At 58.9% G+C, this 15,355-nt stretch carries 11 protein-coding genes; 2 read left to right on the forward strand and 9 right to left on the reverse strand.

Features of this window, described 5'->3' with window-relative positions:
• Positions 1–2: 2 nt before the first annotated feature.
• The 7 genes from nqrF to ACQUQP_RS12595 all read right to left on the reverse strand — a co-directional run bounded on the left by nqrF (position 3) and on the right by ACQUQP_RS12595 (position 7,604).
• Positions 3–1,232 carry an NADH:ubiquinone reductase (Na(+)-transporting) subunit F gene (gene nqrF, locus ACQUQP_RS12565; RefSeq protein ID WP_432695376.1) on the reverse strand — a complete coding sequence of 410 codons (1,230 nt, stop codon included), beginning with the start codon at positions 1,230–1,232 and terminating at the stop codon, positions 3–5.
• A 38-nt stretch (positions 1,233–1,270) separates the two neighbouring features.
• Positions 1,271–1,879: an NADH:ubiquinone reductase (Na(+)-transporting) subunit E gene (nqrE, locus tag ACQUQP_RS12570; RefSeq protein ID WP_432695377.1), complete on the reverse strand. Its 609-nt coding sequence runs from the start codon at positions 1,877–1,879 to the stop codon at positions 1,271–1,273.
• Between the two features lie 3 nt (positions 1,880–1,882).
• Positions 1,883–2,542, reverse strand: coding sequence for an NADH:ubiquinone reductase (Na(+)-transporting) subunit D (locus tag ACQUQP_RS12575; protein WP_432695378.1), 660 nt, complete (start codon positions 2,540–2,542; stop codon positions 1,883–1,885).
• Between the two features lie 2 nt (positions 2,543–2,544).
• Positions 2,545–3,324, reverse strand: coding sequence for a Na(+)-translocating NADH-quinone reductase subunit C (locus ACQUQP_RS12580; RefSeq protein ID WP_432695379.1), 780 nt, complete (start codon positions 3,322–3,324; stop codon positions 2,545–2,547).
• On the reverse strand, positions 3,314–4,522 hold the full coding sequence (locus ACQUQP_RS12585) for an NADH:ubiquinone reductase (Na(+)-transporting) subunit B (RefSeq protein ID WP_432695380.1): 1,209 nt from the start codon (positions 4,520–4,522) through the stop codon (positions 3,314–3,316). Before ACQUQP_RS12585 ends, ACQUQP_RS12580 begins: the two co-directional genes overlap by 11 nt.
• Positions 4,523–4,534: 12 nt before the next feature.
• Entirely contained in the window at positions 4,535–5,875 is a 1,341-nt protein-coding gene (locus tag ACQUQP_RS12590) for a Na(+)-translocating NADH-quinone reductase subunit A (protein ID WP_432695381.1), read from the reverse strand.
• 349 nt (positions 5,876–6,224) lie between these two features.
• A complete protein-coding gene (locus tag ACQUQP_RS12595; RefSeq protein WP_432698700.1) occupies positions 6,225–7,604 on the reverse strand; it encodes a glyceraldehyde-3-phosphate dehydrogenase in 1,380 nt (459 codons plus the stop codon).
• A gap of 254 nt (positions 7,605–7,858) precedes the next feature.
• Between ACQUQP_RS12595 and mfd the strand changes: the two genes are divergently transcribed.
• Together mfd and ACQUQP_RS12605 are read left to right on the forward strand one after the other, a co-directional pair.
• Positions 7,859–11,308, forward strand: a complete 3,450-nt coding sequence (mfd, locus tag ACQUQP_RS12600; RefSeq protein WP_432695382.1) for a transcription-repair coupling factor — start codon at positions 7,859–7,861, stop codon at positions 11,306–11,308.
• Complete coding sequence (locus tag ACQUQP_RS12605; protein ID WP_432695383.1) at positions 11,308–11,862, forward strand: CsiV family protein; 555 nt, start codon at positions 11,308–11,310, stop codon at positions 11,860–11,862. The genes mfd and ACQUQP_RS12605 overlap by 1 nt, the downstream gene beginning before the upstream one ends.
• Here ACQUQP_RS12605 and cydC read toward each other — a convergent pair.
• Both cydC and cydD read right to left on the reverse strand, forming a co-directional pair.
• Positions 11,841–13,571, reverse strand: a complete 1,731-nt coding sequence (gene cydC / locus ACQUQP_RS12610; protein WP_432695384.1) for a heme ABC transporter ATP-binding protein/permease CydC — start codon at positions 13,569–13,571, stop codon at positions 11,841–11,843. The genes ACQUQP_RS12605 and cydC overlap by 22 nt on opposite strands.
• On the reverse strand, positions 13,568–15,322 hold the full coding sequence (cydD, locus tag ACQUQP_RS12615) for a thiol reductant ABC exporter subunit CydD (RefSeq protein WP_432695385.1): 1,755 nt from the start codon (positions 15,320–15,322) through the stop codon (positions 13,568–13,570). Before cydD ends, cydC begins: the two co-directional genes overlap by 4 nt.
• Between the last annotated feature and the right edge of the window lie 33 nt (positions 15,323–15,355).

The raw sequence follows: 15,355 nt of genomic DNA on the forward strand, positions 1-15,355 counted from the left end.
GATTAACCACCGAAGTCATCAAGCAGGATGTTTTCCGGCTCAACGCCGAGGTCTTCCAGCATCTTGATAACAGAGGCGTTCATCATTGGCGGTCCACACATGTAGTACTCGCAATCTTCAGGCGCGTCGTGATCCTTCAGATAGTGCTCGTACAGCACGTTATGGATAAAGCCGGTGTAACCGGTCCAGTTATCCTCCGGCAGCGGATCCGACAGCGCCAGATGCCACTTGAAGTTCTCGTTCTCTTCAGCCAGCTGGTCGAACTCTTCCACGTAGAAGGCTTCACGGGTTGAACGTGCGCCGTACCAGAAAGAGATCTTGCGCTTGGAGTTCAGGCGCTTGAGCTGGTCGAAGATGTGCGAACGCATCGGGGCCATACCAGCACCACCGCCGATGAAGACCATCTCGTTGTCGGTATCCTTGGCGAAGAACTCACCGAAGGGTCCGTATACGGTGATCTTGTCACCCGGCTTCAGGCTGAAGACATAGGAAGACATCTGGCCCGGCGGAATACCCTGGGTGCCCGGAGGCGGCGAAGCGATACGGATGTTGAATTTAACAACGCCCTTCTCTTCCGGGTAGTTCGCCATGGAGTAGGCACGGATAACCGGCTCGTCAACCTTGGAGACATACTGCCAGAGGTTGAACTTGTCCCAATCGCCGCGGAACTCTTCTTCGATGTCGAAATCCTTGTAGTGGACTTCATGGGCCGGCGCTTCCAGCTGTACGTAACCACCGGCACGGAAGTCGACGTTCTCGCCTTCCGGCAGTTTCAGCGTCAGCTCCTTGATGAAGGTTGCCACGTTCGGGTTGGACTCGACGGTGCACTCCCACTTCTTCACACCGAAGACATCGTCTTCAACGTGGATTTTCATATCCTGCTTCACCGCGACCTGGCAGGACAGACGCCAGCCCTCTTTCGCTTCACGCAGGTTGAAGTGGGACTCTTCGGTGGGCAGCATGGAGCCGCCACCATCGGTCACCTGACACTTACACTGTGCACAGGTACCACCGCCACCACAGGCTGACGCCAGGAAGATCCCTTTGTCGGCGAGAGTCTGCAGCAGCTTGCCGCCAGCCGGAACAGTGATCGACTTCTCGGGATCATCGTTGATCTCGATGGTCACATTACCGGAACTGACCAGTTTAGCGCGTGCGGCCAGGATCACGGCGACCAGTGCAAGCACCACCACCGTGAACATGACCACACCCAGAATGATTTCTACATTCATAGGTTTATTCCATCCTTAATGCTGTTCATACCCAGCTGTTAAAGCTGAACGCCAGAGAAAGACATGAAGCCCAGGGACATCAGACCAACAGTAATGAAGGTGATACCCAGACCACGCAGCCCTTCAGGCACATCGCTGTACTTCAGCTTTTCACGGATACCCGCCAGAGCGGTGATCGCGAACGCCCAACCCAGGCCAGCACCTGCACCGTAAACCACACTTTCACCGAAGGTGTAGTCACGCTCTACCATGAACAGTGCAGCACCCATGATGGCGCAGTTCACGGTGATCAGCGGCAGGAACACGCCCAGCGCGTTGTACAGCGCAGGTACGAACTTATCGAGAAACATCTCGAGGATCTGAACGATCGCCGCGATAACCCCGATGTAGGAGATGTAACCCAGGAAGCTCAGATCCACTTCAGGATAGCCGGCCCAGGCCAGCGCACCTTCACGCAGCAGATGGTTATAGATCAGGTTGTTGACCGGCACGGTGATAATCAGAACCACCACAACCGCAACACCCAGACCGATAGCTGTCTGAACCTTCTTGGAGATCGCCAGGAATGTACACATCCCCAGGAAGAAGGCCAGCGCCATGTTTTCGACGAAAATCGCCTTAACGAGCAGGCTGATATACTGTTCCATGACTTACGCAGCCCCCTTCTTGCTGTTCGGGTACATGGTGTACTCCGGCTTTTCGACCTGTTCTTTACGCAGGGTACGCACACCCCAGATGAACATGCCGATCAGGAAGAACGCACTCGGCGGCAGCAGCAGCATACCGTTACCCTGGTACCAGCCACCGTTGTTCACCAACGGCAGGATCTCGATACCGAACAGGGAACCTGAACCGAAGAGTTCGCGGAAGAAACCGACAAACATCAGCACCAGACCGTAACCCAGACCGTTACCGATACCATCGAAGAAGCTCTGGATCGGCGGGTTCTTCATGGCGAAGGCTTCCGCGCGGCCCATAACGATACAGTTGGTGATAATCAGACCAACAAATACCGACAGCTGCTTGGAGATCTCGTAGGCAAACGCCTTGAGGATCTGGTCAACCACGATTACCAGAGAGGCGATGATCGTCATCTGCACGATGATACGGATATTGCCCGGAATGTGGTTACGGATCAGCGATACGAAGAAGTTCGAGAACGCTGTAACCGCGATTACGGCAAGACTCATAACCAGAGCCGTTGCCAGGTTTGACGTTACCGCCAGTGCAGAACAGATACCCAGGATCTGAAGCGCGATCGGGTTGTTCTTAAGGATTGGCGACGTCAGGACATCTTTAGTCGTGGACATAATCAAGCCTCCCCTGCACGCAGGTTATTCAGGAACGGCGCGTAACCGTTTTCACCCATCCAGTACTGCAACAGGTAAGTTACGCCGTTACTGGTCAGAGTTGCACCGGACAGGCCATCGACCTTGTGCTCTGCATCAGCGGTTTCAGCACCGACGCTACCCTTGATCAGGCGAATTTCCGGATCGGTAGTATCCTCGGCGTAGACCTCTTTGCCCGGCCACAGCGCTTTCCAGGCGGGGTTGTCCACTTCGCCACCCAGTCCCGGTGTTTCCGCATGAGAGTAGAAACCGAGACCGACGATAGTGTTCAGGTCACCTTCCAGCGCCAGAAAACCGTAAAGTGTAGACCAGAGACCGTAACCGTGAACCGGCAGAATCACCTTTTCAAGATCGTTGGCAGCGTCACGCACGATATAAACCGGCATCACGTTCGCCTGATACTTGATGGAAGCGATATCTTCGCTGCGCGGTACCGGGTGACCCAGTTCAGGATCCTTGGCCGCTTTGGCAGCATCGTAGTTGGCAACCGGCTCTTCAACGAACTTGCCGCTGTCGAGATCCACGTAACGGGTTTCGATCTGCGCGAACAGCTCGTCGACAGACTTGGACGGATCACTGATGCCCGCCGCTGCCAGGATGTTGGACTTACGATCCAGCTCCTTGTTGGCAACCTGCTTCGGCTTCAGCAGTACCGCCGCCGCGGACACGACAACGGAGCAGATTACGCAGAGCAGGATCGTAACGGTAAGTGTCTTACCGATAGTATCGTTATTAGACGACATTGCGCTTCATCCTCCGCTTGATGTTCGACTGGACGACAAAGTTATCGATCAACGGTGCGAACAGGTTGGCGAACAGGATCGCCAGCATCATGCCTTCCGGGAAGGCCGGGTTCACAACACGGATCAGAATCACCATCACGCCGATCAGTGCACCGAAAATCCACTTACCGGTACTGGTCATGGAAGCGGACACCGGGTCTGTCGCCATGAAGAACATACCGAACGCGAAACCACCAAGCACCAGGTGCCAGTAGAACGGCACAGAGAACATCGGGTTGGTCTCAGAGCCGATCAGGTTCAGTAGCGTGGACATGGCGACCATACCCAGGAATACACCCAGAACGATGCGCCAGGCAGCAATGCCGGCAAACATGATCACCAGACCGCCGATCAGGATCGCAAGAGTCGACGTCTCACCAACAGAACCCTGGATGGTGCCCAGGAAGGCGTCGAACCAGGTCACGTTATTGGCCAGAATCTGATCGACACCACCCATGGCAGCCAGGCCCAGCGGCGTCGCGCCGGAGAAGCCGTCAACCGCAGTCCAGATGGAATCACCGGACATGCTCGCCGGGTAGGCGAAGAACAGGAAGGCACGGCCGGTCAGTGCCGGGTTAAGGAAGTTCTTGCCGGTACCACCGAACACTTCCTTGCCGATCACGACACCGAAGCTGATACCCAGAGCCACCTGCCAGAGCGGGATGCTCGGCGGCAGAATCAGTGCGAACAGCACGGAAGTCACGAAGAAGCCTTCGTTAACCTCGTGGCCACGCTTCATCGCGAACAGCACTTCCCAGAAACCACCGACAATAAAGGTTGTCAGGTAGATCGGCAGCCAGTAGGCCGCACCGTGGATAATGTTGTCCCAGACGCTGTTGGGATCGAAACCGGTCAGTGCAGCGGCGATAGAACCCTGCCAGGTACCGGGATCGGTAATACCGAGATCCGCCATGGCCGTATTGGCCTGCAGACCGACGTTATACAAACCAGCGAAGATCGCCGGGAAGGTACACAACCACACCAGGATCATGATGCGCTTCAGATCAACGCCATCGCGGACGTGAGCTGCGCTCTTGGTCACATGCCCAGGGGTATAGAAGATGGTATCGACCGCTTCGTAAAGCGCGTACCAGTTCTCGTACTTACCGCCCTTGTGAAAGTGCGGTTCGAGATTATCCAGAATAGATCTCAAACTCATGGCCAGCCTCGCTTACGCCTCTTTCTCGATGCGCGTCAGGTTGTCACGCAGGATCGGACCGTACTCGTACTTGCCAGGGCACGCGAAGGTGCACAGGGCCAGGTCCTCTTCATCCAGCTCCAGACAGCCAAGCTGCATCGCCGTTACGATATCGCCGGTCACCAGCGCACGCAGCAGCTGAGTCGGCAGGATATCCAGGGGCATCAATTTCTCGAACTGGCCAACCGGGATCATCGCACGCTCAGATCCGTTAGTGGTGGTAGAGAAGTCGAACTTCTTGCCGGAGCAGAACATCGACGTGAACATGTTCAGTACCGAGAACTTGTTCGCGCCAGGTGCAATCCAGCCCATGAAGTCACGGCTGTCACCCTCTTCCAGCACACTGACCTGAACGTGGTAACGTCCAAGGTAAGCCAGCGGCCCTTTGGCTGCAGCACCGTTCCAGACAGAGCCGCTGATGACTCGGTTGTTGTCACCGGAAACGCGACCCTTGGTCAGTTCATCCAGAGAAGCACCCAGGCGGGTTTTCAGCAGCGTCGGCTTGTCCACTTTCGGGCCGCCCAGAGCAACGACACGCTCAACGGACAGCTTGCCGCTGGTGAACAGTTTACCGATGGCGATCACTTCCTGGTAACCGATGGTCCAGACCACCTTCTCCCGCGATACCGGATCGAGGAAGTGGATGTGCGTACCCGGGTTACCCGCCGGGTGAATGCCGGCAAACTCTTCGGATGTTACGCCATCAGCAGACGGGATATCGGCGCCGGGCGCCTTGCACAGGAATACCTTGCCAGCACCCAGTCGAGTCAGGACGCTAAGCCCCTGCTTGAAGCTTTCAGCTTCGGCAGCGATGACGACAGCAGGATCTGCAGCCAGAGGGTTGGTATCAATTGCGGTAACGAAGATCGAGCTGGGCGTAGTGCCAGCCTGAGGTACACGGCTGAAAGGACGCGTACGGAACGCGGTCCAGAGACCGGACTGAATCAGGTTTTCTTCGACCTGCTCACGGCTCAGTCCAGACAGCTCACCAGCCGAGTAACTAGCGAACTCAACGGCTTCTTCCTGGTCATCCAGTTCAATAACAACGGACTGCAGAACACGTCGCTCACCACGATTGACCGCGCGAACAACGCCTGCGCCCGGTGCGGTGTACTGAACGCCCGGTGTTTTTTTATCGGTAAAGATCACCTGACCGAGCTTGACCCGGTCTCCCTCCTTGACGGACATGGTCGGCTTCATGCCAACATAGTCCAGTCCAACAAGGGCAACAGTACGCGCATCGACGGCTGCAGAAACAACCTGCTCCGGTGCGCCTGTAATAGGTAGATCCAGACCTTTATTGATCTTGATCATACGCCTCACCTAGTAGAATAAACTTTACTGGCGCCTGAAATCCGCTCTGGACGTTCCCCCCGCCAATCCGGTATCACTACCGGATCGAAACGCACGTCAGACGGCTGTCTTTCAGACCCCACCCAAAATTCCGCACAAGTATAACTGAGCGCACGGTAATTTTTCTACAAACTACCTTTGCGATCAGACACTTTCGTTGGCAATTATCTTTCTCCTGAAGAAATCGCGCCCCAAAATAGAGCACAAACTCATTCAGCCTGTCTGCGCATGCCGTTGATTGAATGCCGCGCCCACCGACCGGGCAAAAAAAATGCCGCGATAAATCGCGGCATTTTCGATGCTTAAACGCTTACCCCTCTACAGGGTACGCCGGCAGGGTGCACTTGGCGATCTCACGTGCCAGACGCACAACCTGGCAGCTGTAGCCAAACTCGTTGTCGTACCAGACGTAAAGTACGCAGCTGTTACCGCTGGAAATTGTCGCCAGGCCGTCAACCACACCGGCCGCACGGGAACCGACGAAGTCGCTGGACACGGCTTCCGGTGAGTTGCTGTAATCCACCTGCTTCTGCAGATCGGAGTGCAGCGCCACGTTGCGCAGGTAGTCGTTCAGCTCGTCTTTATCGGTCGCCTTTTCCAGGTTCAGGTTCAGGATCGCCATGGACACGTTCGGTGTCGGTACGCGAATCGCATTACCTGTCAGCTTGCCTTCCATTTCCGGCAGCGCCTTGGAAACCGCTTTGGCAGCACCGGTTTCGGTAATAACCATGTTCAGACCCGCAGCGCGACCGCGACGATCACCCTTGTGGTAATTGTCGATCAGGTTCTGGTCGTTGGTGTAGGAGTGAACAGTCTCAACGTGACCATTTTTCACGCCAAACTTGTCATTCATCGCCTTCAGAACCGGCGTGATCGCGTTGGTGGTGCAGGATGCCGCAGACAGAATGGTGTCTTCGTCTGTGATATCGCCGTCGTTAACGCCCATGACGATGTTCTTAACACCCTTACCCGGAGCGGTGAGGATTACGCGGGCAGCGCCCTTCGCCTTCAGGTGCAGAGCCAGGCCATCCGCATCGCGCCACTTACCGGTATTGTCGATAATCAGCGCATTGTTGATGCCGTATTCGGTGTAGTCGATGTTGTCCGGAGAGTCGGCAAAGATCACTTTGATCATGTTACCGTTGACGATCAGAGAGTTGCTCTCTTCATCAATTTGGATAGTGCCTTTGAAGGAACCATGTACGGAATCGCGACGCAGCAGGCTGGCACGCTTTTCCAGATCGTTCGCAGCACTGCCCTTACGGACAACGATCGCTTTCAGGCTCAGGGAGTGACCAGCGCCGGAGCGGTCGATCATCAGCCGTGCCAGAAGGCGGCCGATACGGCCAAAACCGTACAGGACAACGTCGGTAGACGGCGTGCCGTTGGATTCGTCAGCAGCACCTGCAAGCTCAACTTCCAGGAACTCTTTCAGCGTGCGGCCTTCGCCTTCATCGCGGAATTTCACGGCTAGTTTGCCGATATCAACGTGGGCGTTATTAACGCCCATTTCGCTTACCGCCTCGAGCACCGGGAAAGTGTCTACGACAGATAGCTCCTGGCCCTCAACCTGGCGAACAAAGCGGTGGGCTTTAAGAATATCGATAACAGAGCGCTTGACGACGATGCGTCCGTAAATCGAGATTTCTACGTTGTGATCACGGTACAGGCGACCAACCAGAGGGACCATCGCTTCAGCGATCGCTTCACGAGCATTCCAGTCGGCTAAAATCAGTTCTTGGGTCACGGGCGGTAGCTCCGAAATTGTGTCAGCTCAATTTTGGTGCGCGTATTATCCCTATTTCACCCTCACCGGGCAAACTAAGTGCAGTAGACTTTTGTACGATCCGGCATAGCCGGTCGGTTTAATTCAGGCTGCGCATCGGCGATTCGCTCGCTAGAATAGGCGTCCTTTAAACCGGCCTGTACCACAAGGAGTTTTGCGTGCCCGTCCGCTTTGATCCCTCGCTACCCCACAGCCCCGGCGACCTTAAGCGCGTCGGCCAGGTACTTGGCAGTGCCACAGGCCTGCTGATCGAAGCCCTGCAGACACGCCACAAAGGGCCGATATTAATGATCTGCCGGGATAGCGAAAATGCGGCGCAGATCGCCAGCGAAATCGCTTTCTACTGCGGCGATAGCTGCCCGGTGAGCCTGTTTCCCGACTGGGAAACCCTACCCTACGATAATTTCTCACCGCATCAGGACATTATTTCCACCCGTCTGGAAGCGCTCTACAAGCTTCCCGGCATGGCCGATGGCGTGCTGGTGGTCCCTGCATCGACACTGATGCAGCGCGTGGCGCCCCCGAGCTTTGTAACCGGCAATTCGCTGTGGCTCGAAACCGGCCAGACAATCAACCCTGAACAGATGCGCAAACAGCTTACTGACGCGGGCTACTCGCTGGTGGACACCGTCTATGAGCATGGCGAGTTCGCCATCCGCGGCGCGCTGATCGACCTGTTCCCGATGGGTAGCGACACGCCCTACCGCATTGACCTGTTCGACGACGAGATCGACACCCTGCGCACCTTTGATCCGGAAACCCAGCGATCCGTTGATCAGATCGAGCGCATCCGCCTGCTGCCAGCACGGGAATACCCCTTCCACCAGGAGGCGATCACCCGCTTCAAGCAGCGCTGGCGCGAAAGCTTTGATGTGGATTACACCCGCTGCCCGGTCTACCAGGATATTTCATCGGGACTGACACCGGCCGGCATCGAATATTACCTGCCGCTGTTTTTCGATGACTGCGCGACGCTGTTCGACTATCTGCCAACCGACACGCTGCTGGTTCAGCAATCTGGCCTTAACCAGGCCGCCCAGCAGTTCTGGCAGGAGGTGGAGTCCCGCTACGAAGAACGCGCCTGGGATGTTCAGCGCCCGGTGCTCAAGCCTGACACCCTTTTCCTGGCGCCGGATGCACTGAATCTGGCGTTAAAAGCCTACCCCGGGCTCAGACTCAACCCGGAGCCGGAAGAGGTCCGTCCCGGGCGGGAGAACCTGCCCTGCCAGACGCCTCCCTCGCTGACCGTATCCCAGGGAACACAGGATCCGCTCGCACTGTTCAAACAACTGCATCAGAGCGGCTCCCAGTCCCTGCTGCTCTGCGCGGAATCGGCCGGTCGCCGTGAGTCCCTGATCACTCTGGCAAAGCGCTCCGGGCTGAAACTGCGCGAATACCCGAGCTGGAAAGCGTTCGAGAATGATCCCGCACCGCTTGGAATCACCGTCTACCCACTGGAAAACGGCCTCAACCTGGACGATATCCAGGTCATCACCGAGACCCAGCTGTTTGGTCAGCAGGTGTTCCAGCGCCGCCGTCGCGAACGGGAGCAAACAGACAGCGACCAGTCTGTACGCCACCTCTCCGAACTGGAAATCGGCGCCCCGGTGGTGCATATCGATCACGGCGTGGGTCGCTACCTGGGTCTGCAGACCATGGAGACACAGGGCGAAGTTAATGAATTCCTGACACTGGAATATGCCAACAACGCCAAACTGTATGTGCCGGTTTCCTCGCTGCACCTGATCAGCCGCTACTCCGGCGCTTCGGACGAGGCAGCTCCGCTGCACCGCCTGGGGACCGAACAGTGGTCCAAGGCGCGGCGCAAAGCAGCGGAAAAGGTACGTGACAGCGCCGCCGAGCTGCTTGACATCTATGCCCGCCGGGCTGCCCGCGAGGGCCACAGCTTCGAATGCCCGGAAGAGGATTATCAGCAGTTCGCAGCGGGCTTCCCGTTCGAGGAGACGCCGGACCAGGCCAACGCCATCGACGCCGTGGTACGTGACATGCGCTCCTCCCAGCCCATGGACCGCCTGGTGTGTGGCGATGTAGGCTTCGGCAAGACCGAAGTCGCCATGCGTGCCGCCTTCATTGCCGTGCAGGCCGGTCAGCAGGTCACCGTGCTGGTGCCCACCACCCTGCTGGCACAGCAGCATTTCGATAACTTCCGCGACCGCTTCGCCGACTGGCCAGTGAGCGTTGAACTGATCTCCCGCTTCCGCAGCGCAAAACAGCAGCAGACCATCGCCAACCAGGTCCGTGAAGGCCAGGTCGATATCCTGATCGGCACCCACAAGCTGCTCCAGGGTGACCTGGAGTTCAAACAGCTGGGTCTGGTCATCATCGATGAGGAGCACCGCTTTGGCGTGCAGCAGAAAGAGCGACTGAAATCACTGCGGGCCGAAGTGGACATCCTGACCCTGACGGCGACGCCTATCCCGCGCACGCTCAACATGGCGATGTCCGGCATCCGCGATCTGTCGATTATCGCGACACCGCCGGCCCGACGCCTGTCGGTGAAGACCTTTGTGCGGGAATCGGACAAGCCGATGCTGAAAGAGGCGATCCTGCGTGAGTTGCTCCGCGGCGGGCAGGTGTACTTCCTGCATAACGAGGTCAAGTCGATCGACAAGATCGCCCGCGAAGTCAGCGAACTGGTGCCCGAAGCCCGCGTTGCCATCGGCCATGGCCAGATGCGCGAGCGTGAGCTGGAACAGGTGATGACCGATTTCTACCACAAGCGCTTCAATGTGCTGGTCTGCACCACGATCATCGAAACCGGCATCGACGTACCCAACGCCAACACCATCATCATCGAACGCGCGGACAAGTTCGGCCTGGCCCAGCTGCATCAGCTCAGGGGCCGTGTCGGTCGCTCACACCACCAGGCCTACGCCTACCTGCTGACACCGCCGCCCAAACAGATGACAACCGATGCCACCAAGCGCCTGGAAGCGATCAGCCAGTCCAGCACCCTGGGTGCAGGCTTCACCCTGGCGACCCACGATCTCGAGATCCGCGGGGCCGGTGAGCTGCTGGGTGAAGAGCAGAGCGGCCAGATACAGACCATCGGCTTCAGTCTCTACATGGAGATGCTGGATCAGGCGATCCAGTCGATCCGAGAAGGCAAGACGCCCAACCTGGATCAGCCGATGAACCACGGCAGCGAAATCAACCTGCGCGTGCCGGCACTGATCCCCGACGACTACCTGCCCGACGTTCACAACCGGCTGATCATGTACAAACGGATCTCCAATGCGTCCAGCGAGCGCGAGCTTGATGAACTGCAGGTTGAGATGATCGACCGTTTCGGCATACTGCCCCAGCCGACCCGCAACCTGTTCCGCCTCACCGCGGTCAAACTGCGCGCCGACACACTCGGCATCGCCAAGCTGGAAGCCAACGACCGGGGTGGCCGCATGGAGTTTACCGGTGATACCCAGGTAGAGCCGCTGACCCTGGTGACGCTGGTACAGCAGCAGCCCAACAGGTATAAACTGGACGGCGCCAACGCGCTGCGCTTCACCCTGCCGATGGCAAAACCGGAAGATCGCTTCCACTGCATCGAAGGCCTTCTCGGCCAGTTGACACCCAACGAGAGAGACTGATGACTACGACGATCCGATCCACCCTCTGCGCCCTGCTGCTCTGCCTTGCAGCACCCGCTTTCGCCGCCAACGGCGACTACACCATCGAGGTGGTTATCTTCGCGCAGAACAGCTATGGCGCCGGAGCCCAGCCATTCAGTGCCGGTGACCCCAACGCGGTACGCCCGGCAACGGCAAACGCCCGCTATATCAGCGGCTACAACGGCGCTCCCTACTCGCAACTGGAAGCGCTGCCAGGAAGCAGCCTGGTACTGGGTGACGATGCAGCCCGACTGCGCAGCCAGGGGTACGCTATTCTCTGGCACGGTGGCTGGTTTCAGAACGTCAGCACCGGAAGCAATCCGGCGATCCGGATCAATACCGGTGACGGCCGTGTCGACGGCACCATCCGCGTGGACCGCAGCCGCTACCTGCACTTCAAACCGGACCTGCTATTGACCCGCGGTGGCACCCAGTATCAGCTGAAGCAGTCCCGCCGCATGCGCTCCAAGGAACTGCACTATCTCGACCACCCGCTGTTCGGCATCCTGGTTTACGCCAGGCCCGTGGACTGATCCCAGCGGGTAAGCGCAACCAGCCGACTATCCGGATCGGCCAGTAACCGGTCCGGAGCTCCCTCCTCAATCACTCTTCCGCTATCCATCACCAGCACCCTGTCGAACCGCTCCAGCGCAATCGCGTGATGGGTAATCAGCAGCAGCGTACGGTTTTTCGCGCGATCGAGCAGGCGCTCCACCACTTTCGCTTCGGTTTGCGGATCCAGCCCTTCGGTAGGTTCATCCAGCAGCAGAAGCGGCGCAGGGCGCAGCAGCGCCCGGGCCAGCGCCAGACGTTTACGCTGGCCGCCCGAGAGTCTGGCACCGCCCTCTCCTACCTGGTAATCGAGCCCCTGGCCGGAGAGGCCATCGAGCAGATCCAGCTCACCCAGCAGCGACTCCAGCTCGCCGTCCTCAAGCCCTGCGTCTGCCAGTTGCAGATTATCCCGCACGGTGCCGGCAAACAGCTGCACCGGCTGGGACATGACGCTCATCTGCGCTCTTAGCGTCGCTTCCGTATAGGAGTGGATCGGCGCGCCGCCAAGGCTGATTTCACCGCACTGCGGATCCCAGAACCGGCTCAGCAGGGAGATCAGGCTGCTCTTGCCGCTGCCGGAGTGGCCCAGCACAACAACCTTTTCACCCGGTTCGATACTAAGATCCACGCCATCGAGCGCCGTACGCGCCGTCGTATAGGAGAAACTGACATTGCTGAAGCTCAACCGCCCCGGCTGCGGCGGCTCGATGCCTGAGGCCGGGAAGACTGACGGCGCCTGGCGATTAACCACCTGATCCAGCCGCTGCGCCGCCTCACAGGTCTTACCCAGATACTGGTACGCCAGTGGCAGCGGCATCACCGCCTCAAAAGCAGCCAGCACACAGAACAGCAGCATCGCCAGCTGCGCGGGTTGCAGCACCCCCGCTGCCAACAGGCCGGCGGCAAACAGCAGCGCCAGAATCATCGTCAGCCCGGCCACCGCCGTCATCACGGCATTGATTGCGGCGGAGATCAGTCCCATGCGGCGCTGGGTATCAAGCAGGCCGGTTTCCGCTTCCGCCACCGAATCCCGCGCCAGGTTCATGCCGCCATAGATACGCAGATCCGCCATCCCCTGAACCAGCGTGACCAGCCGGGTGCGCAGCTCCGCCTGAGCCTGAGCCTGGTCCCGCCCCGGACGGCGCCCGAACAGGTAACCAACACTGGGGATCAGAATCCCCGCCAGGCTAAGCCCGGCAAAGCAGATCAGCGCGACAATCGGGGCATAAAGCGCGAGAAAAGCCGCCACCAGCAGAGCGACAACCAGCGCCACCAGCGTCGGCGACAGCACTCGCAGGTAAAGATTATCCAGCGCGGCGATATCGGCCACCAGCCGGTTCAGCAGCTGCGCCGAGCCGGTCTTTTGCAGCTGCGCAGGCTGCAGCGGCTCGATGCGCTGATAAACCCAGACCCTGAGCCTGGCGATCAGGCGAAAGGTCGCCTCATGGGACGCCAGGCGCTCGCCGTAGCGTCCGGCGGTGCGCAAAATCGCAAACCCGCGCACACCGGCGCCAGGGGTATAAAAATTAAAACTGGCAGCGCCGGCCAGCGCCGTCGCCGTGATAAACCAGCCGGACAGCGTCAGCAGGCCGATACTGGCCAGCAGTGTCACCAGCGCCAGCAGCGCACCGAGCAGCACCCAGCCAAGGTGTGCACGCATCTGCCGGATATAGGGCCAGAGCAGCTTCACTGCGCACCTCCGTTGTCTTTGCCGTCTTTGCCGGCTTTTCCCTTCCCAGCCAGAGACTTGAGTCCGCCACCCTGCAAACTGAAGACACGGCTGGCGAACTGCAACGTGGAATCCCGGTGACTCAATATCAGCACCGTCTTATCCCGGGTAAAACCGCGTAAGGCCTGAAGGATCAGCTGCTCGCTGCGCCTGTCGAGATTGGCGGTAGGCTCATCGAGCAGCAGCACCGGCGCATCTTTCAGCAGCGCCCGCGCCAGCGCGATACGCTGAATCTGGCCACCGGAGAGACCGGCACCCGCCTCTGCCACCTCGGTATCCAGCCCCTCGGGCAGCTGATCGAGAAATTCACTGACATGGGCCGCGTCGCAGACCTGACGCAGCCGCGCCTCATCCGCACCGGGGTCCGCCAGCAGCAGGTTCTGCCGCAGGGTGCCGCTGAACAGCGTGGTGTGCTGACTGACCCAGGCCACCTGCTCAAGCCAGCTGTCCCGGTCGATCTCAGCAAGATCGGTGCCATTTATCAGAATCCGACCCGTTGTCAGCGGGTAAAATCCAAGCAGCAGATTCATCATCGAGGATTTGCCGACGCCACTGGGACCTGCCACCGCCACCGGCTGCCCCGCGTCAATATCCAGATCGATGCTTTCCAGTACCGGCCGGTCGGCACCGGGATAGGTCAGGCCGACAGATTCAAAGCGGATACTGATGGGAGCAGCGGGGGCCCGTACACCGCCGGAAGGTGCCTGATGTTCCGCTTCATCCAGCAGCTGCATCAGTTTCTCGGAGGCCGCCACCGCCTCCTGTTTGGCGTGGTACTGGGTACCCAGCTCACGCAGCGGCAGATAGAACTCCGGCGCCAGCAGCAGGATAAACAGCGCCTGGTAGAGGGTAATTTCACCCTGCCAGGTACCAAAACCGAGTTCACCAAGAAAACTGAAACCGAGATAGACCGCTGTCAGCGCGATGGACACCGAGGCGAAAAACTCCAGCACCGCCGAGGAGAGAAACGCCAGCCTCAGCACCTCCATGGTTTTGAGTCGAAACTCTTCCGAGACCCGGGCGATGATGTTCGCCTCCGATTCACTGCGCTGAAACAGCTTCAGCGTCGGCAATCCCTGAATTACATCAAGCAGATAGGCCGACAAGTTCGACAACACTTGAAAGTTTCGCCGGTTGGCGTCGGCAGCTTTCATGCCGACCAGAGCCATGAACAGGGGCACCAGCGGCGCGGTACAGATAAAGATCAGCGCCACCGCCCAGTTCTGAGGCAGCACGAAGATAAGGATGATTAATGGCAGCCCCACCGCCTGCGCCATCTGCGGCAGATAGCGGGCGATAAAGCCGTCAAGCGCCTCCACCTGCTCAAGCAGCAGCGTGCTGAGTTCGCCGGACTGGCGCCGCTGGGTAAAGCCGGGCCCGAGCCGATCCAGCTTGGCCAGCAGCTCCTGGCGCAGCAGCTGTCGCGCAGACGCCGAAGCGCGCACGCCGGCCCACTCGCGAACAAAACCCAGCAGGGCACGAAGCGCAATGGCACCAGCCAGTACCAACAGCTCGCTGGTGTAATCGACCAGCGCACCCCGCCCTTCCACCAGCCCCGAAAGGATGGCTGCGAGACGATCAGCCTGAAGCACCAGGGCAAGCCCCAGCAGAAGGCCCGCCAGAATCGCCAGCAGCGTCCATCGACGCGCCGGAGCCGCGACACGCCTTAGCCAGGCACTGGGTTTGGTGGCTGAGGCGTGCGCTTGACTCATGAAGCTTAACTCCGGCAGGTTTTGAGGGCTGTC

Origin of the sequence: Marinobacterium sp. YM272 (assembly GCF_050908845.1) — a bacterium.
Taxonomy (GTDB): Bacteria; Pseudomonadota; Gammaproteobacteria; order Pseudomonadales; family Balneatricaceae; genus Marinobacterium_D.